Annotated in this window: 20 protein-coding genes and 2 tRNA genes; 5 read left to right on the plus strand and 17 right to left on the minus strand. The window is 34.8% G+C overall.

Features of this window, described 5'->3' with window-relative positions; translation table 11 throughout:
- Positions 1 to 149: 149 nt before the first annotated feature.
- The 17 genes from HT718_RS02350 to HT718_RS02425 form a co-directional block, all read right to left on the minus strand.
- Positions 150 to 221, minus strand: a tRNA-Glu gene (locus HT718_RS02350).
- A 93-nt stretch (positions 222 to 314) separates the two neighbouring features.
- Positions 315 to 794 (minus strand): sigma-70 family RNA polymerase sigma factor, encoded by a 480-nt coding sequence (locus tag HT718_RS02355; protein ID WP_173267030.1) that lies wholly within the window; start codon positions 792 to 794, stop codon positions 315 to 317.
- 120 nt (positions 795 to 914) lie between these two features.
- Positions 915 to 2,873 (minus strand): ATP-dependent zinc metalloprotease FtsH, encoded by a 1,959-nt coding sequence (ftsH, locus tag HT718_RS02360; protein ID WP_033675596.1) that lies wholly within the window; start codon positions 2,871 to 2,873, stop codon positions 915 to 917.
- Positions 2,874 to 2,888: 15 nt separating this feature from the next.
- Positions 2,889 to 3,431: a hypoxanthine phosphoribosyltransferase gene (gene hpt / locus HT718_RS02365; RefSeq protein ID WP_020901135.1), complete on the minus strand. Its 543-nt coding sequence runs from the start codon at positions 3,429 to 3,431 to the stop codon at positions 2,889 to 2,891.
- Between the two features lie 4 nt (positions 3,432 to 3,435).
- A complete protein-coding gene (gene tilS, locus HT718_RS02370; RefSeq protein WP_173267032.1) occupies positions 3,436 to 4,713 on the minus strand; it encodes a tRNA lysidine(34) synthetase TilS in 1,278 nt (425 codons plus the stop codon).
- On the minus strand, positions 4,710 to 5,978 hold the full coding sequence (locus HT718_RS02375; protein WP_173267033.1) for a serine hydrolase: 1,269 nt from the start codon (positions 5,976 to 5,978) through the stop codon (positions 4,710 to 4,712). The genes tilS and HT718_RS02375 overlap by 4 nt, the downstream gene beginning before the upstream one ends.
- Positions 5,971 to 6,093, minus strand: coding sequence for an SP_0009 family protein (locus HT718_RS09700; RefSeq protein ID WP_000429334.1), 123 nt, complete (start codon positions 6,091 to 6,093; stop codon positions 5,971 to 5,973). Before HT718_RS09700 ends, HT718_RS02375 begins: the two co-directional genes overlap by 8 nt.
- A 4-nt stretch (positions 6,094 to 6,097) precedes the next feature.
- On the minus strand, positions 6,098 to 6,466 hold the full coding sequence (locus HT718_RS02380) for a septum formation initiator family protein (RefSeq protein ID WP_000041912.1): 369 nt from the start codon (positions 6,464 to 6,466) through the stop codon (positions 6,098 to 6,100).
- Complete coding sequence (locus HT718_RS02385) at positions 6,459 to 6,725, minus strand: RNA-binding S4 domain-containing protein (protein ID WP_001234978.1); 267 nt, start codon at positions 6,723 to 6,725, stop codon at positions 6,459 to 6,461. The genes HT718_RS02380 and HT718_RS02385 overlap by 8 nt, the downstream gene beginning before the upstream one ends.
- A 57-nt stretch (positions 6,726 to 6,782) precedes the next feature.
- A complete protein-coding gene (mfd, locus tag HT718_RS02390) occupies positions 6,783 to 10,292 on the minus strand; it encodes a transcription-repair coupling factor (RefSeq protein ID WP_173267035.1) in 3,510 nt (1,169 codons plus the stop codon).
- Positions 10,293 to 10,862 (minus strand): aminoacyl-tRNA hydrolase, encoded by a 570-nt coding sequence (pth, locus tag HT718_RS02395; RefSeq protein WP_173267037.1) that lies wholly within the window; start codon positions 10,860 to 10,862, stop codon positions 10,293 to 10,295.
- Positions 10,863 to 10,932: 70 nt separating this feature from the next.
- Positions 10,933 to 12,048 carry a redox-regulated ATPase YchF gene (ychF, locus tag HT718_RS02400; RefSeq protein ID WP_173267040.1) on the minus strand — a complete coding sequence of 372 codons (1,116 nt, stop codon included), beginning with the start codon at positions 12,046 to 12,048 and terminating at the stop codon, positions 10,933 to 10,935.
- Between the two features lie 84 nt (positions 12,049 to 12,132).
- A complete protein-coding gene (locus HT718_RS02405; RefSeq protein WP_173267042.1) occupies positions 12,133 to 12,327 on the minus strand; it encodes a DUF951 family protein in 195 nt (64 codons plus the stop codon).
- A gap of 64 nt (positions 12,328 to 12,391) precedes the next feature.
- Positions 12,392 to 13,528: a DNA polymerase III subunit beta gene (gene dnaN, locus HT718_RS02410; protein ID WP_173267044.1), complete on the minus strand. Its 1,137-nt coding sequence runs from the start codon at positions 13,526 to 13,528 to the stop codon at positions 12,392 to 12,394.
- 158 nt (positions 13,529 to 13,686) lie between these two features.
- Positions 13,687 to 15,048 (minus strand): chromosomal replication initiator protein DnaA, encoded by a 1,362-nt coding sequence (gene dnaA, locus HT718_RS02415; RefSeq protein WP_173267046.1) that lies wholly within the window; start codon positions 15,046 to 15,048, stop codon positions 13,687 to 13,689.
- Positions 15,049 to 15,264: 216 nt separating this feature from the next.
- Positions 15,265 to 16,023: a ParB/RepB/Spo0J family partition protein gene (locus HT718_RS02420; RefSeq protein WP_173267049.1), complete on the minus strand. Its 759-nt coding sequence runs from the start codon at positions 16,021 to 16,023 to the stop codon at positions 15,265 to 15,267.
- A gap of 57 nt (positions 16,024 to 16,080) precedes the next feature.
- Positions 16,081 to 17,262: a trypsin-like peptidase domain-containing protein gene (locus HT718_RS02425; RefSeq protein WP_173267051.1), complete on the minus strand. Its 1,182-nt coding sequence runs from the start codon at positions 17,260 to 17,262 to the stop codon at positions 16,081 to 16,083.
- A 184-nt stretch (positions 17,263 to 17,446) separates the two neighbouring features.
- Between HT718_RS02425 and rlmH the strand changes: the two genes are divergently transcribed.
- The 5 genes from rlmH (at position 17,447) to comE (ending at position 20,428) form a co-directional block, all read left to right on the plus strand.
- Positions 17,447 to 17,926, plus strand: a complete 480-nt coding sequence (gene rlmH / locus HT718_RS02430; protein ID WP_000695946.1) for a 23S rRNA (pseudouridine(1915)-N(3))-methyltransferase RlmH — start codon at positions 17,447 to 17,449, stop codon at positions 17,924 to 17,926.
- A 43-nt stretch (positions 17,927 to 17,969) separates the two neighbouring features.
- A tRNA-Arg gene (locus tag HT718_RS02435) sits at positions 17,970 to 18,043 on the plus strand.
- A 164-nt stretch (positions 18,044 to 18,207) separates the two neighbouring features.
- Positions 18,208 to 18,333 (plus strand): competence-stimulating peptide ComC, encoded by a 126-nt coding sequence (gene comC / locus HT718_RS02440; RefSeq protein ID WP_000790481.1) that lies wholly within the window; start codon positions 18,208 to 18,210, stop codon positions 18,331 to 18,333.
- A 20-nt stretch (positions 18,334 to 18,353) separates the two neighbouring features.
- The gene (comD, locus tag HT718_RS02445) at positions 18,354 to 19,679 is read left to right on the plus strand and encodes a competence system sensor histidine kinase ComD (RefSeq protein WP_000362878.1); all 1,326 of its coding nucleotides are present in this window, start codon (positions 18,354 to 18,356) and stop codon (positions 19,677 to 19,679) included.
- Positions 19,676 to 20,428: a competence system response regulator transcription factor ComE gene (comE, locus tag HT718_RS02450; RefSeq protein ID WP_000866069.1), complete on the plus strand. Its 753-nt coding sequence runs from the start codon at positions 19,676 to 19,678 to the stop codon at positions 20,426 to 20,428. The genes comD and comE overlap by 4 nt, the downstream gene beginning before the upstream one ends.
- The last annotated feature ends 21 nt before the right edge of the window (positions 20,429 to 20,449 follow it).

Here is a 20,449-nt window from a genome sequence, read left to right on the forward strand (position 1 = left end):
CAGTTTTCAAAGGTCTTTGCCACTCGCTTCTCTCAAGTGACAACTATATTAGTATATCACAGTCGCTTTCGCTTGTCAACACTTTTTTGAAACTTTTTTAAGTTTTTTTAAAACTTTTTTTCATCAAGTGTTCCATCTGCAACATACCATAGTCCGTACGGGATTCGAACCCGTGTTACCGCCGTGAAAAGGCGGTGTCTTAACCCCTTGACCAACGGACCTGAGTTGTTATTTTCAACTCTTACTATTATACAGCCTTTTTATTTTTTGTCAACTACTTTTTTAAACTTTTTTAATTTTTTTTGCATAGCTTCCTACCGGGTTCGAATATCAAACTCTTTAAACACAATACGTAGCTCCCTTAACACGCTTTGACGACCTCGGAATCGTTCATGTCTTAAGACACGTTCTAACTCTTCTTGTTGCTCTTTAGTTTGTTTACTTCTATAATCTCTTAGTGTTTCATGAAAGAGATAGTAATCATCCAGCCAGAGTCCTCCCTCACTTATACGATGGCTAATCTCACCTACTTCTTCATATGCTTCTTTATCATATCTTCGCTTCTGGCTTTCTTGCTTACGGAGATAATCTAAAATTCGATTTCGGAACTTGGTTTTGAAATATTTCCTTAAACGAGGGATATCTTCTACTAGACCCTCTTCTCTACTGATCAATTCATGTAGGCATATCATTCCCTCTTGATCCCAATCCGATAACTCCCATAAATGAAGATAATATTCCTTTCTACACTTATATACAATGCCCTGGACTTCTTCATACAATTTTTTAAGCATTCTATTCCCCTTTCTGTTTACAGTCTAACAAATCAAGAAGTTAATTGGGTTCATTTCATCCATTCTGCACCCTTTACTGCCTCAACTGCACAAAAAAGAGAGGTCTTGCCTCTCTTTGGGTTATTTTTCGTCATTCATTTTTGACTTTACTTCATCATAAGATAGTGCATGAGATTCCTCTTCTACTGTTTCAGGCATCTTTCCTGTTTCGTAAAGAGATTTAATTTGTGTACTATCCAATGTTTCGTATTTCAATAATGCTTCTGCAATCAACTTGTGAGTTTCACGATTTGACTGAATAATTTCAGCAGCTTTATTTCGTGCTTCATTTAATAATGAACGAACCTCTTCGTCAATTTCATAAGCTGTTTGTTCTGAAATTGATTTTTGAGGGCTTTGTGCTCCAAACATAGCATGATTTCCCTCATACTGTACTGGACCCAGTTTTTCACTCATACCGTACTCTGTAACCATTGCACGCGCCATTTGTGTCGCTTGTTCAAAGTCGTTTGAAGCTCCTGTAGTTTGGACATTAAAGATAATTTCTTCAGCTACACGTCCACCCATTAAGCCAGCCAACTGCTCTTTCATATCTTCTTTAGATAGAAGCATTTGGTCTTCCTTAGGAAGTGCAATCATATAACCACCTGCACGGCCGCGTGGTACGATAGTTACTTTATGAACAACACGGGCATTTGACAAAACTAAACCAACAATGGTATGACCTGCCTCATGGTAGGCAACCAATTCACGTTCTTTTTGTGAAACAGTCTTATCTTTCTTAGAAGGACCAGCAATAACTCTATCTTCTGCTTCATCAATATCTGAAGCATCAATTATCGATTTATTGCGACGAGCAGCAACTAAAGCCGCTTCATTCAAGACATTCTCTAAATCTGCTCCAACAAAACCTGGAGTTTGTTGAGCCACTAATTTCAAATCAACATCTTCTGCTAAAGGTTTGTTCTTAGCGTGAACTTTCAAGATTGCTTCGCGACCTTTAACATCCGGACGACCAACCAATACTTTTCTATCAAAACGTCCTGGACGCAAAAGGGCAGGGTCAAGTACATCTGAACGGTTTGTAGCAGCGATGACGATAATTCCTTCATTTCCCTCAAAACCATCCATCTCAATCAAAAGTTGGTTCAAGGTTTGTTCACGTTCGTCATTACCTCCGCCTAGCCCAACTCCACGTTGACGTCCGACAGCATCAATTTCATCGATAAAAATAATAGCTGGTGCTGCTTTTTTGGCATCTTCAAAAAGAGAACGAACACGACTAGCTCCAACTCCGACAAACATTTCTACAAAGTCAGAACCTGAGATACTAAAGAATGGAACACCTGCTTCTCCGGCTACTGCCTTAGCAAGCAAAGTTTTACCTGTTCCTGGAGGTCCCTCCAAAAGAACACCTGCTGGAATACGGGCTCCAAGTTTTGTAAATCGTTTTGGATCTTTTAAGAATTCAACGACTTCAACTAGTTCTTGTTTTTCTTCCTCAGCTCCAGCAACATCTGAAAATCTTACTTTAATATCTTCTTTATTTGCAGCTTTAGCCTTGCTACGTCCAAAACTCATTGGGTTACGGCTATTATTTCCTCCCATATTTCCCATCATGGAGAATAGGAAGAAGAAGAGAATACCGAATGGCACAATGGATACAAGAATATTAATCCACATACCACTTGAACTTTCATGCTTAACAGTTACTTCCGCTTTATGGTCAGAAGCAAGTTTTTGCAATTCTGATACGGTAGTATCTGAAGGAAGAATAATACTTGAAAATTTCTCTACTGTTGTAGCAGAAGGAGAAAAGAACTGGATACCTGTTTCTTCTTTACTTGTTTTAGGATTTTTATAAACACCCGAAACTTCGATAACACTACCATTTGGTTGGTAAGTTAATTCTTTTACATTGTCATCGGTAATTTCTTTTACCAATTCTGTATAATTAATTTGCTCACTTTTCCCTGCAACACTACCTGTGCTAAAATACTGGTAACCTGTAACTAGCAGAAAAATAAGTAATAACCATAGAAAAGGATTTTTAATTAAACCATTATTTTGTTTTTTCATTAAAAATTGTTCCTTCTAATTTGAATACACTTCTTCTTTCAATACTCCAACATAAGGAAGGTTACGATAATTTTCTTTGTAATCTAAACCATAACCTACTACAAACTCATTTGGAATAGTAAAGCAGGTATAGTCTGCCTCAATTTCTACAACACGTCCCTCTGGTTTATCCAACAAGGTAGCAATTTTAACAGAAGAAGCTTCTCTTTCAATAAACATATCTCGTAAATTCTTCAAAGTTTGACCTGTATCAATAATATCTTCTACAAATAAAACATCTCTTCCTTTGATATCTTGAGTCACATCTTGTTTAATATTGATCACACCGCTACTTGCTGTTCCACCATGGTAGCTAGAAACCATCATGAAGTCCATTTCAATATGTGTGTCGATATGTTTGACTAATTCAGCCATAAAAGGAATAGATCCTTTTAAAATCCCGACTAAAATTGGATTTTTTCCTGCATAGTCTTTGGTTAATTGAGCACCTAATTTTTTAGCAGCTTCTGTAATTTCATCGTGTGAAACGAGGATTTTTTTAATATCGTTTTCTAACATTTTTTTACCTATCTATTTTTTCTATATAAAGTACAGTGTTCATTATATCATTTTTCGTGTTTTTACTCAAATTACTGGTCGCAATTCCCAAAATTGAAACAATTTCACCAAATTGCTCAATAATCAGAGCAGATTTTCTCTTTTCCATAGGGATTTTCAAATCAATAAATAGACGTCTGAGTTTTTTTCTATGCCCATTTTGAATCAAAACATCTCCTGTTTTTCGATGACGAATGTATATGGATGTTTCGCGTGAAACAGGTATTTGTTGAATTGATTCACCTTCTAAAGGAAGTCCAAAGGAAAATAAATAACCTTGGTAAGATACCTGATTTTGATAGTGTAGCACAAGTTCATCTTCTTTTTCATCAGACTGAGGACTGATTTTACAAATCCGAAACTGTTGATACTCTTTTACTAATTCATAACCATTTTTAAGCGGATGACGATACTGGCTTTTAGTTTTTAAAATTTGCCGAACTTCTTCAAACTGAGCTTTTGTAAGATTCAAATCTGGAAAACGATTCAGATAAGTTTGAAGTAAAACTCTTTGTGTTGACTCAGAGTAAGACAATAGCTGCTCTAAACTTTCTACATCAATATTCTTTGATAATTCAGCTATTGCCAAATCATAATCTAAAATTTCATTACCGATTCTTAAGATTGCATCTCTAAATAGAGGATTTTCTTTTTCTAATTCTGGTAAATAAGAGTTTCGAATACGATTGCGAAAATAATGATTTTCCTTATTTGATGTATCTTCAAAGTGAAAAATTGGTGGAAAGTCTTTTTTATGGAAATGCAAGAAGGGACGAATCATTTCTATATCCCCGACTACTTGCTTCTCCCTAATTCCTGATAGATAGCGCAAACGGGTACCTCGAATCAAACGCATCAAAATCGTTTCCACCTGGTCATCTGCATGGTGGGCAGTGACTAAGGCTGTCGCACCTGTCTTTTTCATGACCTCTTGAAAAAACTCATAACGAAAATTTCGAGCACGCGCTTCTGAAAATTCTCCTGAAAAATTGCTGACATAAATAGGAAGTCCAGCTTCAACAGCTAACTTCCTTAATTCCTTTTCTTCCCAATCTGATTCTACTCTCTGCTTATGATTCACATGAGCTAAAATCAATTCAATTTCTAACTCTTTTTGATAAGTAGACAATACCTTAAATAGAAACATAGAATCTAATCCACCAGAAAGAGCTAGCACCACTTTAGCATGCTTTTTGAAATATCCCTTCCTGAGAAAATGATTTAAAAAATCTTGTTCCCTCATTTTAGAACCTCATAAACATCCTTGGCTATCTGAGAAATCGTATCATAATCGGAATCCTTAGTGAAAATAGAAAGAATGAATGGAGAATCTGCATAGACAACACCCGTATCATGCTTAAATTCGTCAGCATCTCCAATTTTATGAGCTACCTTCACAGAAACACCTTTGGTAATTCGCTGATTATCAAAATCTGTTTTAGTCAAAGACTCTAGCACAAATCCATTTTGATTATAAATAGCTTCCATGACCTTCCCAGCCATTTTAGAAGAAATTAATTTTTCTTTTGAATCCCAATCATCTCCCATAATGGCAGACATCTTGGACTTAAATGTTGCATCTGATTGGTTTGAAAGGTAATATCCTAATATGTTATGAGCTACATTATCCGATTCTTTTGATACTTTCGTAATTAAATCTTTTAGAGAATATTCTTTATTATCCTCTTTTTTAGGAAGACTGCCACTTCCCTCTGGTTTATAAGAACCTGGAAAATCATTGACTACAGATACGTATTTTACATCCGTATCTAACTGATACAGACCCTCATTTATTTTTTCTTGCGCATAATAGAGATAAGGTAGTTTCAAAACACTAGCTGCATACATCTTTTCATCTTGATTGATACCAGCTTCTTTTCCAGTAGTCAGTTGCTTAACATAAATAGAAAATGAATCCTTCTGATATTTTTCCGATAATATTTCTTGGACTTTACCCATCCGATTATCTTCTTCAGAAGTTGATTCCTTATCTACCCATCCAGTCTGATCAATATGTAGAAATTCTCTTCCTTCTACAAACATTGTCTTGTCAATTGATACTTGCGAATAAGCTGATAAGGATGAATTCTCTTCTTTTAAATCATAAGGACTATTGTACAGTTTAAAATCAGATTCTAACCATACTTTTTTTATTATTGGAGTTACCTCTGACTGGTCATATAAAAATCGTTTGTCTGCAGCAATAAATTGATGGTTGGATAACTTAAATACTGGAATTCCTTGTTTATTTAAGCGCCACTCAGTTATTTGGAAACTTGTTGTTGGAGTTAATTTTCCAGATTCAACAACTAAATCTTCATTCGCATAGACAGGAACCTCTCCATAAACCATAGGAGAATTTAGCTTTTCTCTAAAATAAATACCAAAGTCAGATTGTGAAAGGTAATAAATTTCTTTCGAAGTATAGACGACTTCTTTTTCTGTGCTAACGACTTTTGAAATGGTCAAAAAACTCGGTAGCAACAAAATAATTAAGAACTTACGCATTCTTCCTTTCCTTTTCTTCTTGTAAACGCAATAATTGATTTTTATCAGCCAACTCTTCCAGTTTTTCATCTGATAAACTCAAAAATTGCTCTATTACATCTAATAAATTTTCCATTTTATCACCTTTGAAGCAAGTCAGGAATCGTATAAACTATTTCCCTAGACTTAGAATAATAGTACTTCGCTCGTGTATATTTGGCAGCATAATCCTCGTCTTTCAACTTGGTAGCAAATGCTGTCTCCTTATCCTTTTCATCACTCAAAGTTTGATACTGAGTTTGCAAGTCTGCTAATTGCTGACGTCTTTGAAGTAATTGCTGATAGCTCTGCGCTAAATTAAAAGTTGGCAAAATAAATAACAGCATAATCAAAATCAATACCCACCCCATAAAACGATTCCGTTTTTGTCGTTCTTTCATCAGGTAGCGACGACGTTGGTATTCATTTTGGATAAAAGAATTGTTTAATTGTACAATATTCTTAGACATTTTCTTCTACCCGTGTTTCACTGATAATTTCATACATGCCTGCTGCATCTTCTTTTTTTGTACTATCTTTCATCTCTAGTACTTTTACAAGTAGCAACTTATTGCCAAAGCGAATCTCAACTTGGTCATTAACTTTCAAATCCGTTGAACTTTTGGCCAAAATCCCATTCACCTTGATTCTTCCTTTATCTGCTACTTCCTTTGCGACTGTACGACGCTTGATAATTCGTGATACTTTTAAATATTTGTCTAATCTCATCTTTATTACCTCAACTTATTATTGTACCATTTTTATCTATTTTATAGAAGAAAAATATCAAATGGCATTTTCTTCCTTCGACTCTTTTATCTCTAATAAACTTTCTCCAAAAATTATCAGACCTTCTAAAATTTCATAATCTTTCTTATTTCGGACATCAAATACAAGCTCCATTGCTCCTTCATTATCAGCTATGGCTGCTTTTAAGTTTGTTGCAGATAAAGCTTTAAAATAATCTTGAGCTAAAAACAGTCGTTGAGTGACTTTTTCAAATTGAACTGTAATCTTATTTTCTTTTCTTTCCACACGTTGAACAAAGATCTTATCCAAGTATGATTTGACCAAACCAATCTCTAAAAGATATGCAACCACATCTGGGTATTCTCCAAAGCGGTCCATCAACTCTTCTTGTAACTCTTCATAATTGACACGGTTGTCAATTTGACGAATTTTTTTATAAATTTCAATCTTATGGCGTTGGTCAGAAATATAAGTATCAGGAAGGTAGGAATCAATTTGTAAAATCAACTCAGCATTCCCTTTGGTTCTTGTATTAGTGTTAGCATTACCGTTTCGTTTAGCAATAGCTTCCTCCAATAACTGCGAATACAATTCAAAACCAACAGAATCAATGAAACCAGACTGAGATTTTCCTAGGAGATTTCCTGCTCCACGAATCGAAAGATCTCGCATCGCAATCTTAAATCCTGAGCCCAATTCTGTAAATCCTTTGATTGCTTCTAATCTCTTTTCAGAGACTTCACTGATTGATTTTTCTGGACGATACATGAGATAGGCGTAAGCAATACGATTACTACGACCAACTCTTCCTCTTAACTGATACAAGGTTGACAAGCCCATATGATCCGCATTTTCAATAAATAAAGTATTAGCATTTGGAATGTCTACCCCTGTCTCAATAATAGTAGTCGTCACTAAAATATCGTATTGTCCCTCAATAAAGTCTAATAGAGTATTTTCCAACTGGATTTCACTCATTTGTCCGTGAACATACCCAATCGAAGCCTCTGGAATTAACTCCTGTAATTCTGAAACCTTCTGATCAATTGTATCAACTTTATTGTAAAGATAGTAAACTTGACCTCCACGCTCCATTTCACGCAAAACAGCATCACGAATGACACTATCATTTTTTTCCAAAACATAGGTTTGAACAGGATAGCGATTAGTCGGAGGAGTTTCAATAACAGACAAATCTCTGATTCCCAGCATAGACATATGAAGGGTACGAGGGATTGGCGTAGCTGTCAAGGTTAGGACATCCACTTGTTTCTTTAACTCTTTCAAAGTTTCCTTATGCTTGACACCAAATCGCTGTTCCTCATCAATAATCATCAAGCCCAAATCAGCAAACACAACATCTTTTGACAAAACACGATGGGTTCCAATCAAAATATCAACTTGACCGTTTTTCAATTTTTCAAGTGTTTCAGTCTGCTCTTTTTTACTTCTAAATCGACTCAACACATCAATATTAACTGCAAAATTTTGGAATCGTTCCTTAAAATTCGTATAGTGCTGTTGCGCTAAAACCGTCGTCGGAACTAGAACGACAACTTGTTTGTGATCATTGACTGCCTTAAAGGCTGCACGCATAGAAACTTCAGTCTTTCCAAAACCAACATCCCCAACTAAAAGTCGATCCATTGGTTGAGAAGACTGCATATCTCTCTTGATTTCCTCAACACTACGAAGTTGATCATCCGTTTCAACATAAGGAAAGGCATCATCAAAAGCATGTTGATCCTCATCATCAGCTGAGAAAGCAAAACCCTTCAACTGGCTGCGTTCAGAATAAAGTTTAATTAAATCGTCAGCTATATCCTCTACCTGGTTCTTAACTTTTTGCTTTGCTTTTTTGAAATGACCATCATTTAATTTATTTAGTTTAGGTGCTTTCCCATCACTTGAAACATATTTGGACAGCAGATGAATCTGTTCTACTGGGATAGAAATTTGATCCCCATTTTGATACTGGACACTGACATAATCGCGATGAATTCCCTTGATTTCAATGGTTTCAATTCCTAGATATTGGCCAATCCCATGAATATGGTGAACAACGTAATCTCCTTTTTCAAGTTCATTGTAATCTTTTAATCTCTCTGCGTTTGAAACATGTTGTCTTCGAAAACGACGTTTTAATTTCTTTTGAAAAATCTCATGTTCAGTTATAAATAAAATCTTTTCATCTACAAAATGAAAACCATGTCTGAGATTCCCCTCGATTAAGTTTACAGATTCTTTACAGATACTTGACTTATTTCTAGAATCCAATTTAATCTGGTATTCCTCGAAAACATCCTCCAATGTTTTACTTCCCATTGAATTGCTAGATTGCAGGATAATGGTGTAATCCATTTTTTTATATCGTTCAATTTCTTCTTTTAGAAAAGAAAATTGATTGAAAAATTCCTGCATGGGATATTGATTAAATTGATAAATTTGGTCAAATTTGAGATTTCCTAACCCCTTTTGCAGATTAGAAAAAAAGGTTACTGGGCTTTGTTTTTTATAGATTTGCTCAGTATCAGCAAAATACTGCATATCAGAAAATGCTTTACTATTCTGTAACTCTTCTGTAAAGTATTGCGCTAATTCTCTTTCAAAGACTTCATACTGATTCATCAATTTCTGGTAATCATCAAAGAATATTGGCGTATTTTTTTCAATATAATCAAATACAGTCCATATCTTTTCATAACACAAAGATAAAAACTTCCTAGAATCTGAATGCATTTGTTTTTGATGAAAACTTGAAAGAATTTCTTCTAGGTAGGATTTCAGAATCGGCAATAGAGTTTTTGAAATTTGTTTTTCTAAAGCTGACTGTCCTCGCTGATAATCCTTTTCTCTCAAAAGTATGTCGCTAGCTGGAAAGATGGTGAATTCTGTCTGATTTTCTTTCGATAATTGTGTTTCGACTTCAAAAGTACGAATTCCATCTACTTCATCACCAAAAAACTCAATTCGGCAAGGTTCTAACCGGGATATTTCAAAAATATCTAAAATATCTCCTCGAAGACTAAATTCTCCTTGAGTTTGTACTTGTGTAACCTTTCGATAGCCGATTTCTTTTAACTGATGGATAAGTGCGTTTTGGTCATATTCTTCACCAACTGATATGTTTACAATACTATCTTTAAATACATTGGGAGAAGGTAAAAACAATCGACTTGCTGCAATATTACAAACTAAGATCCCTTTCTTAGATGGATCACTCAAAAAACGCAAGGCTTCAACCCGTGAAATAATTTTTTCTTGTGAAGACATCAAAAACTCTACCATAGGAGAGTCATCTACCAAAAATGGATAGACAAGTTCCTCACCCAAGATAGAGATAAGATCACTAATAAGACCTTCTGCTTCTCCATAAGTTGATGTCAATAAAACAATCTTATCTTCTTTCTTCAAACTACTAGCGATTGCTAAAGCTTTTGTAGAAGTTGACAACCCTAACATTAATTGTCTTTTTTTATCTGTTAAGTTTTGATGCCATTTTTTGATCTGATCATTTTCTGAGAATAAATCTAATAAGGTCGCCATTTATCCGTTATACCTCTGCATCGTTTTCTCAAAGTTTTTCTCTTGTAAATAGTGATTTACAGCATCGTCAACCTTGTCAATAGACTGTAAAATACCGATATAGTCATCCTTGTCAAACTTACTCAAAACATGATTAACAACTGACATGCCGTTTTTGGGTCTTCCAATTCCAATCTTAACACGATTAAAGGCCTGGGTTCCAATATGTTGAATAATAGACTTGATACCATTATGACCACCTGCTGAGCCTTTTGCTCTTAAACGAATCTTCCCAACTTCCATGTCAAGATCGTCGTAAATGATGAGTAAATCTTCAATATCCAAACCATAGTAAGTCAATAAAGCATGAACCGCTTTCCCACTTTCATTCATAAATGTCGTTGGTTTGACAAGATAAATTTTTTCACCATTGAGGAAAAAAGATGCTAAATCAGCTTGAAATATCTTATCGTGTGTAAAAGTTAGATTCTGTTTCTTCGCTAGTTGGTCAATCAACATAAAACCAACATTGTGTTTTGTTTCAAAATATTTATCCCCTGGATTTCCCAAGCCTACAAGTAATTTGGTCATTTATTTTCCTTTCAAAAGCCAAAAGGGTTGGAATTTTTTCCAACCTAATTGATACTATTCATTAAATTTTTTAGACATTAAAGCGGAATTCCATGATATCGCCGTCTTGAACGATATATTCTTTTCCTTCTTCACGCAAGCGTCCAGCTTCTTTTACTGCCTTTTCAGAACCGTATTTCACTAGATCCTCATATGACATGGTCACTGCACGGATAAAGCCTTTTTCAAAGTCTGAGTGGATAATACCAGCTGCTTGAGGAGCCTTCATACCACGTTTGAAGGTCCAAGCGCGAACTTCTTTTTCACCAGCTGTGAAGTAAGTTCCAAGTCCAAGTAAGTGGTAAGCTGCACGAGTCAACTTGTCAACACCTGATTCTGTCAATCCAAGTGCTTCAAGAAACTCTTGCTTGTCTTCTTCGTCTAACTCAGAAATTTCTTCCTCAGCACGCGCAGAAATAACGACTACTTCAGCATTTTCTGTCGCTGCAAATTCGCGAATTTGTTTGACATAGTCGATAGAATCTGAATCTGAAACTACATCCTCATCGACATTGGCAACATAAAGAACTGGTTTAGTTGTCAAAAGGAAAAGACCTTTGACAACTTTTTGTTCTTCATCTGTAAATTCGATGGTGCGAGCTGATTTTCCATCTTCAAGAACTGGTTTAATCTTTTGAAGAACATTAAATTCTGCTACTGATTCTTTATCTTTTTGCGTACGTGCCATCTTTTCTACACGCGCATAACGCTTATTGACTGATTCTAAGTCAGCAAGAATCAATTCCAGATTAATGGTATCAATATCTGCGAGTGGATCCACAAAGGCATCTTCACGTCCTTGCTCACGCATCACATTTTCATCATCAAAAGCACGAACTACGTGAACAATCGCGTCTACTTCACGGATATTAGCTAAGAATTTATTTCCTAGCCCTTCTCCTTTTGAAGCTCCTTTTACAATCCCTGCAATATCTGTAAATTCAAATGTTGTTGGAACCGTCTTTTTAGGTGTGATCATTTCAGTTAGTTTTTGTAGGCGTTCATCTGGAACTTCTACCATTCCAACGTTTGGATCAATAGTCGCAAATGGGTAGTTCGCTGCCTCTGCTCCTGCTTTTGTAATTGCATTAAATAGTGTTGATTTACCAACGTTTGGCAAACCAACGATACCTGCTGTTAAAGCCATATTTTCTCATTCTCCGTTTTCATTTCAATCCCTAATATTATAACACAAAAAGGGAAAACTTGCTAACCCTCTAACTAAGGCTTCTTATTCAATAATTTTATTCATTTTTCGATCAAAATCATAGCGCCCCATCATGACAACATGGTCACAATTACTACATTTTATTTTGATATCTGCTCCTACACGTGTAATTTCCCAACGATTAGCTTTTTTTCCTGTTGACTTGATTGTGCAAGCATGTGGTTTTTTCATTTCAACAAAATTTCCAACTTGATACATACTACTCTCCTTTTCTTTTTCGATTATATCATAAAAGAGGTGAGCTAAGCTCAACCTCTTTCACTTAATTTGTACGGACTGGTGTAATGAGCTGCATAAAGTCCTCGTCAGTATCTGCTGGTACAAGAGTAAATGGACGAACAGCTGAGATGAAGCTAATAGTCACCTTTTCGCTATTTAACGCTTTAAGAGAATCAATCAAGTAAGTTGGGTTGAAACTAATGGTCAAATCTTCACCAGTAACCTGCTCCGTATCGATTTCTTCGTTTACTTTACCAACTTCTGGAGAGTGAACATGGGCGCTAACAACCCCACCTTTAATTTCAAGCTTCACAGTACCATTTTGAGTCGCACTTGATAAGAGACGAGCACGCTCCATTGACTGACGTAAGTTTACCACATCAAAAGTAATTGTAGTGTTAAAGTCTGTTGGAATCAAACGATCTGTATCAGGATAGTTACCTTCTAACAAACGAGTATAGAAGCTAATATTTTCGCTTCTAAAGAGGATTTGATTGTTGGCAAAGAAAATCTCTACAGTTTCAATATCGTCTGTAAATACTGCTGAAAATTCGCGTAGAGAACGGCTAGGAATCACGACATCAAAATCATCACTATTTTTTTCAAGAGTCAATTTTTTCTGGCTTAGACGATGAGAGTCTGTTGCAACTGTTTTTAACTCTTTGTGTTGGCTCAATACGAAGTGAACACCTGTCAAAATTGGACGACTCTCTTGTGTACTTGCAGCAAATGCTGTTTCATTAATAATTTTCTTGAGTAATTTTGTTTCAAGAACCAAAGGAGTACTAGCTGAAATTGCTTGAATTCGTGGATATTGTTCGCTATCTTTTCCTTTTAGGGTAATTTCTGATTTGCCGCTGGTTAAAACAATTTGATTTTGTTCAATTTCTTTAAAATCAAGGGTCACATCAGGTAGACTAGATACCACATTGATAAAGAAAGAAGCTTCAAGAAGAATAGAACCTAAAGAAGTAATTAACAAACCAGCATCTTCATTTTTTTGAGAAATAAAATTTTCAATTGAAATTTGACCATTTGAACCAATTAAAGTAACACCTTCATTGGTCACATCAATTTTGACAGTTGATAAAATAGGAATAGCATTTTTAGAACTAATAGCTCTTTTAGTTGTATTTAAGGCTTGTAGAAATAAATTTTTATTAATTGAAAAATGAATCATGGATTCTCCTTTATTTATTTTTAGTATTAGAAGGATAATAGTAATAATAGAGTCTGTGAAATCTGTGGAAAACAGACTTAAGGTAAGTCATATCAAGTTTTTTGGCTTGTTTAAAAAATGTGGATAAAAAAGATAAAAAAGCGAAAGTTATCCACAAGTTATTTTATTTTCTTTTTGATTGATTCAATTTCTAAACGTAAATTATCGTCTTCATCAATCAAAGATTTAATTTTTGCATGGGCATGAATGACTGTTGTATGATCTTTTCCACCAAATTCCTTCCCAATTTTTGGAAGACTATTATCTGTTAGTTCTCTAGATAAATACATGGCTACTTGACGAGCCAAAACAATATTTTGAAGGCGTCTGCTTCCGTTCATTTCTTTGATGCTAACACCATAAAAGTTACCAACTTCAGTTTGGATTTTGTCAATTGGGATGACGAGCATTTGGCTAACATCTTGTTTGCGAGCTCTAATAGCTTCTGCAGCAATATCAATAGTGATATCCTTGATTTTTTTTACTCTGGCAATTAAAGTGATGTCATTGATGGCTCCCTCAAGGTCTCGAACATTTGAATCAAATTGCCCAGCTAGGTATTCTAGAGTATCACTTTGGAAATTGTAGCCTAAATGTTCCGTTTTACTTTGTAAAATGGCAATACGTGTTTCAAAGTCAGGGGGTGTGATAGTTTGTGTCAATCCCCAACTAAAGCGCGTGACAAGCCTCTCCTCGAGCCCTTCTAGATGTTTTGGACTTCGATCACTCGTTAGGACAATCTGTTTTTGCTTGTCATGAAGCGCATTAAAGGTATTGAAAAATTCTTCCTGAGTTGCGACTTTTTTTCCGCTGAGTGACTGGATATCATCGATTAACAAAAGATCAAGACTGCGGTAGGTCTTTTTAAACTTTTCCATTTCTCCAAGTCTTAGGTGGTCAAGAAAGTCATTAATAAAACTTTCAGCAGGGATATATTTAACACGCGCATTCGGAATATTTTTTAGAATTTCATTTCCAATAGCGTTTAATAAGTGAGTCTTACCAAGTCCCGGTCCTCCATAGATAAAAAGAGGGTTATAGGTCAGAGCCAAATCTTCAGAGACAGCCAAAGCAGCTGATACAGCCCAAACATTTCCATCCCCTTGGATAAAATTATCAAAGGTATACTTCTCTTTTAATCCAGTATCCGAATAAGGAATAGATGATAACTTTGGACTATAGTCATATAAAGTTGAATTTGTAGCTTCTTCAACTTGTGAGATAGTCGTATCTTGAGGTTTTGTGAAAATATAGTGGGGAGTTATTTCAGCATCATAAATCTCAAAACCAGCTACTACAATGATATCTTTTAGTTGTTTTTCCCAGACCATTTCCATTTCAGATCGTGGTAAAAATATAGTAGCAACATTTTCTTCTACCTTGATGAGTTCAGCTTGAATAGCATAGAAATCATACATGGATCGAGTTAGTCTTTCTTGCGCAAATTCTAAGATACGATTCCAAAATTGTTTTTCTTTCAATCCGTTCTCCTCCTTTACTAATTGTTTAAAAGTTTAATGCTAGACTTATTTTACCATAGATAGTAAGAATTTTCCACAAGCTGTGAAAAATAATCCACAATGTTATCAAGTTTTATCCACAGGTTGGGGATAAAATCAGAAACTATTGATTTATTAAGCTTTTTATCGAAAAAAATAGTGGATAACCTTGTGAGATAAAAAAATAAAAGAACAGCCTTATTTCAGGCTGTTGATAATTCTACTGTATTCTTCTTGATTTGAAAAAGAAATAATGATTTTTCCACTATCTTTTTTAGACAGTTTGATTTCTACATCTAATCCGAGTAGTTTTTTTAACTGCTCTTCTTCATTTTGTATGAAATGATCAGTTTTTTGCTGTTTCTTTTGTTTTTTATCTGTTAGAAGAGCTTCTAACTTCCTTACAGAAATGTCTTCCTCTATAATTCGTTGAAAGAAATAGTCTTGTTGTTCCTTATTTAACCCAACTAGCGAACGTGCATGGGCTTGTGATAGTTTGCCACTTTCTACTTCTGAGAGGATCGGTTCTGGCAAGGACAGCAAGCGAATAGAGTTGCTGATATAAGGACGAGACTTGCCCATTTTATCTGCAATTTCAGCATGGGTAAATCCTTTCTCTACAAGAGATTCATAGGCGCGTGCTTCTTCTATTGGATTTAAATTTTCTCTTTGCAAATTTTCAATGATGGACTGGAGCATCATCTCTTGGTCTGAAAGTTGTTTAACAACGGCTGGGATAGACGTCAGACCAGTTAAAAGTGAAGCCCTATAGCGTCTCTCTCCTGCAAGGATTTCATAACCAATCACAGGAGATTGACGAACAATAATCGGTTGAATGACCCCATTTTCTTTGATAGACTGTGCTAGTTCATGTAGTTTTTCTTTATCAAATTCTTTTCGAGGTTGATAGGGATTTTTTTGTATATCTGTGATAGAAATCATTTCAAATTTTTCCATGATTCTACACTAACACATCTTTTCTCTTATGTAAAGTTTTCTTTACATAGATGTCAATTAAGATTCTAAATCACCTGAACTCTTGTCAAGTTTAATAGATGTAGTTTCTTCTTTACCGTTACGATAGTAAGTTATCTTAATGGTGTCTCCGATAGAATGGTTGTAAAGAGTACTTTGTAAGTCTGTTGATGAAGCAATATCTTTGTCATCTACTTTGGTAATAACATCGTATTTTTCAAGGTGACCATTGGCAGGCATATTACTTTGTACAGAACGAACAACTACACCAGATGTTACACTGCTTGGAATATTAAGTCTTCTAATATCACTTGTATTAATATTTGAGAGATTGACCATTTGGATGCCCAAAGCTGGACGCGTCACTTTTCCGTTCTTTTCTAACTGTTCAATAATATTGATAGCATCATTTGCAGGAATTGCGAAACCAAGGCCTTCTACAGAGGTTCCTCCATTTGTGGCAATTTTACTTGATGTAATTCCGATAACCTGTCCTTGAATATTAATCAGTGGTCCACCAGAGTTACCTGGGTTAATAGCAGTATCAGTTTGGATGGCTTTTGTAGAAATGGCTTGTCCATCTTCAGATTTTAAAGATACATTTCGATTGAGACTAGATACGATACCTTGAGTGACAGTATTTGCATATTCAGAACCCAATGGGCTACCAATAGCAATAGCAGTTTCTCCTACGGTTAACTTACTAGAATCACCAAATTCAGCTACTGTAGTCACTTTTTCTGAAGAGATTTTGACGACAGCAATATCAGAGAAAGTATCTGCTCCGACGATTTCTCCAGGAACTTTAGTCCCATCTGACAAGCGAATATCTACTTTACTGGCGCCATTTATAACGTGATTGTTGGTGACAATGTAAGCTTCTTTGTCATTTTTTTTATAAATGACCCCAGATCCTTCACTAGAAATTTGCTGAGAATCTGTATTAGTATCGTCATTACCAAATACGCTATTTTGTCTATTTGCTGAATAAGTAATAACAGAAACAACGGCATCTTTTACTTTATTAACAGCCTGCGTTGTTGAATTTTCGTTTTTATAGGCAGTCTGTGTGATAGTGCTATTGTTGTTGGAGTTACTTACACCACTTTTTTGAGTTAGTTGGGTTATTGAAAAACTACCCAAGGCACCACTAAAAAAGCTAATGACGATAACGACTAATAATTGAAACCATTTTTTGTAAAATGTTTTTAAATGTTTCATATTTGCCTCCATTTGATTTGAAATTACTGAAAGTATAAACTGACTAGCTTAATTATAACTTAAACACAAAAGTTTTTCACAGATTGTGGATAACTTTCAAAAATCTGTGGTTTTCTCAGTTAAAATTAACCTTTTATTTTGTGAATAAGGTGTGAAAAAATAGAGAATATGTTAGAATAGAGTCATGAAAATTAAAGTTGTAACAGTTGGGAAACTGAAAGAAAAGTATTTAAAAGATGGTATTTCAGAGTATTCAAAACGAATTTCTCGATTTGCTAAGCTTGAAATGATTGAGCTAGCAGATGAAAAAACACCAGATAGGGCCAGTGAGTCAGAAAATCAAAAAATTTTAGAAATAGAAGGTCAGCGAATTTTATCAAAAGTTGGTGACCGTGATTTCGTTATTGTGTTGGCTATAGAAGGGAAAACTTTCTCTTCGGAAGAATTTAGTAAGCAGTTAGAAGAAGCTTCTATAAAAGGATTTTCTACTCTTACCTTTATTATTGGGGGAAGTTTAGGATTATCATCAGCTGTAAAAAATAGAGCTAATCTTTCTGTTAGTTTTGGCCGTTTAACCTTGCCTCATCAGTTAATGAGACTAGTCCTTGCTGAACAAATCTATCGCGCTTTTACGATTCAGCAGGGATCACCCTACCATAAATAGAAAATTGACTTTTAATTGAATTTTTGGTAGAATGATTGTGTTAGGTCTCATAGCTCAGCTGGATAGAGCATTCGCCTTCTAAGCGAACGGTCGCAGGTTCGAATCCTGCTGGGATCAATATAGTAGCAAAGCTGGGAATTTTCCCGGCTTTTTTCTTAAAAAAGTACACTTGGGGAGAAAAAAATGACAGTTGAGAGAATTTTATCTAAAATGAAATTCCGTTTTGTATAATGGTTTTTGTAAGTTAGCTTACAAGAAAAAAACATTGAGGAGATTTTATTATGAAAAACATAGTTAAATTGGAACAGTTTGTAGTCTTGAAGGAAAAAGACTTACAAAAGATTCAAGGTGGGGAAAGTAGGGTTTCTGACATTCTCCTTGATTTTCTTTTCCGACGAAAAAAGTAATGAAATAAGGGGAAAGAGTAATGGATTTATTTGGATTTGGGATAGTTCTTGTTCATTTTTTAATTATTAGTCACAGTTACCATTTAATTTGTAAAGGTCAAATAAAAGCAAAGGAACTATACGTTTTTGGTATCTATACATTACTAGTAGAAGCAGTACTTGAACTTCCCTTTTATCTCCTATATTTAGATGGGTTAGGGATTGCAAGATTTTTATTTCCTTTGGGCTTATATTCCTATTTTCGATGGATGAAACAGTATGAGAGGGATAGAGGACTATTTCTAAGTTTACTACTATCTCTTTTATATGAGAGCACTCATAACTTTCTGTCCGTAACGTTCTCCTCTATAACAGGAGACAATTTTGTTTTACAATATTATAGCCTATTCTTTTTCGTTGTAACGGTGTTGACCTATTTTGTTGTTTTAAAAATCATTCATTATTTCCATTTGGAACTAGCATATTTTGACAAGGACTACCTTTATCCTTTCTTGAAAAAAGTATTTTTTGCCTTACTACTGCTCCATATTGTATCTTTCGTTTCAAATATGGTAAGTACGATTAAACATTTAAATAGTTTTGGAAGTATTTTATCATCTATTGTTTTTATCTCGTTACTTTTGACCTTCTTTGCAATGAATTCTTATAAAGAACAAATGGAAAAAGAGATTGCTTTGAAGCAGAAGAAATTTGAACAGAAACATTTACAAAACTATACAGATGAAATTGTTGGACTGTATAATGAAATCCGTGGATTTCGACATGATTATGCTGGAATGCTTGTTAGTATGCAGATGGCAATTGACAGTGGTAATTTACAGGAAATTGACAGAGTTTACAATGAAGTTTTGGTCAAAGCTAATCACAAACTGCGTTCAGATAAGTATACTTACTTTGATTTGAATAACATAGAAGATTCAGCTTTACGAAGTTTGGTTGCTCAGTCCATTGTCTATGCTCGAAATAATGGTGTAGAGTTTACACTGGAAGTAAAAGATACGATTACCAAGCTCCCAATTGAACTATTGGATTTGGTTCGTATCATGAGCGTTTTATTGAACAATGCTGTCGAAGGATCGGCTGATAGCTATAAAAAGCAGATGGAAGTAGCAGTTATTAAGATGGAAACTGAAACAGTTATTGTGATTCAGAATTCATGTAAAATGACGATGACTCCTTCAGGAGATTTATTTGCTTTAGGATTCTCCACTAAGGGAAGAAATCGCGGAGTAGGATTAAATAATGTGAAAGAACTACTAGATAAGTACAACAATATTATTTTAGAAACAGAGATGGAAGGCAGTACATTTAGACAAATTATTAGATTTAAGAGGGAATTTGAATGAAAGTTTTAATTTTAGAAGATGTTATTGAACATCAAGTGAGACTAGAGAGAATATTGGATGAAATTTCGAAAGAATCGAATATTCCAATATCATACAAGACAACGGGAAAAGTCCGTGAATTTGAAGAATACATTGAAAATGATGAAGTAAATCAGCTTTATTTCCTAGATATCGATATTCATGGAATTGAGAAAAAGGGATTTGAAGTGGCTCAGCTCATTCGTCATTACAATCCTTACGCTATTATCGTCTTTATCACCAGTAGATCAGAGTTTGCGACTTTGACCTATAAATATCAGGTATCAGCCCTAGATTTTGTTGATAAGGATATCAATGATGAGATGTTTAAGAAGAGAATTGAGCAAAACATCTTCTACACGAAGAGTATGTTACTTGAAAATGAAGATGTTGTAGATTATTTTGATTATAATTACAAGGGAAATGATTTAAAAATTCCTTACCATGATATTTTGTATATTGAGACAACAGGAGTCTCTCATAAATTGCGCATTATTGGTAAGAATTTTGCCAAAGAGTTTTACGGTACCATGACAGATATTCAGGAAAAGGACAAACATACTCAGCGATTTTATTCTCCTCATAAGTCATTTTTGGTAAATATAGGCAATATCAGAGAAATTGATCGAAAGAATCTAGAAGTTGTTTTCTATGAAGACCATCGCTGTCCTATTTCAAGGTTAAAAATTAGAAAGTTAAAAGATATTTTAGAGAAAAAATCTCAAAAGTGATTGACAATTAGTAAGAAATTG

Source organism: Streptococcus sp. 714 (genome assembly GCF_013277115.1).
Lineage (GTDB): Bacteria > Bacillota > Bacilli > Lactobacillales > Streptococcaceae > Streptococcus.

Bases quoted from the DNA above. Each gene is read 5' to 3' on its own strand.
- ftsH (WP_033675596.1), bottom strand. From the start codon at position 2,873: ATGAAAAAACAAAATAATGGTTTAATTAAAAATCCTTTTCTATGGTTA.
- HT718_RS09700 (WP_000429334.1), bottom strand. From the start codon at position 6,093: ATGGAAAATTTATTAGATGTAATAGAGCAATTTTTGAGTTTATCAGAT.
- HT718_RS02385 (WP_001234978.1), bottom strand. From the start codon at position 6,725: ATGAGATTAGACAAATATTTAAAAGTATCACGAATTATCAAGCGTCGT.
- HT718_RS02355 (WP_173267030.1), bottom strand. From the start codon at position 794: ATGCTTAAAAAATTGTATGAAGAAGTCCAGGGCATTGTATATAAGTGT.
- pth (WP_173267037.1), bottom strand. From the start codon at position 10,862: ATGACCAAATTACTTGTAGGCTTGGGAAATCCAGGGGATAAATATTTT.
- tilS (WP_173267032.1), bottom strand. From the start codon at position 4,713: ATGAGGGAACAAGATTTTTTAAATCATTTTCTCAGGAAGGGATATTTC.
- rlmH (WP_000695946.1), top strand. From the start codon at position 17,447: ATGAAAATTAAAGTTGTAACAGTTGGGAAACTGAAAGAAAAGTATTTA.
- ychF (WP_173267040.1), bottom strand. From the start codon at position 12,048: ATGGCTTTAACAGCAGGTATCGTTGGTTTGCCAAACGTTGGTAAATCA.
- dnaN (WP_173267044.1), bottom strand. From the start codon at position 13,528: ATGATTCATTTTTCAATTAATAAAAATTTATTTCTACAAGCCTTAAAT.
- HT718_RS02380 (WP_000041912.1), bottom strand. From the start codon at position 6,466: ATGTCTAAGAATATTGTACAATTAAACAATTCTTTTATCCAAAATGAA.
- mfd (WP_173267035.1), bottom strand. From the start codon at position 10,292: ATGGCGACCTTATTAGATTTATTCTCAGAAAATGATCAGATCAAAAAA.
- comE (WP_000866069.1), top strand. From the start codon at position 19,676: ATGAAAGTTTTAATTTTAGAAGATGTTATTGAACATCAAGTGAGACTA.
- hpt (WP_020901135.1), bottom strand. From the start codon at position 3,431: ATGTTAGAAAACGATATTAAAAAAATCCTCGTTTCACACGATGAAATT.
- HT718_RS02375 (WP_173267033.1), bottom strand. From the start codon at position 5,978: ATGCGTAAGTTCTTAATTATTTTGTTGCTACCGAGTTTTTTGACCATT.
- comC (WP_000790481.1), top strand. From the start codon at position 18,208: ATGAAAAACATAGTTAAATTGGAACAGTTTGTAGTCTTGAAGGAAAAA.
- comD (WP_000362878.1), top strand. From the start codon at position 18,354: ATGGATTTATTTGGATTTGGGATAGTTCTTGTTCATTTTTTAATTATT.
- HT718_RS02405 (WP_173267042.1), bottom strand. From the start codon at position 12,327: ATGTATCAAGTTGGAAATTTTGTTGAAATGAAAAAACCACATGCTTGC.
- HT718_RS02425 (WP_173267051.1), bottom strand. From the start codon at position 17,262: ATGAAACATTTAAAAACATTTTACAAAAAATGGTTTCAATTATTAGTC.
- HT718_RS02420 (WP_173267049.1), bottom strand. From the start codon at position 16,023: ATGGAAAAATTTGAAATGATTTCTATCACAGATATACAAAAAAATCCC.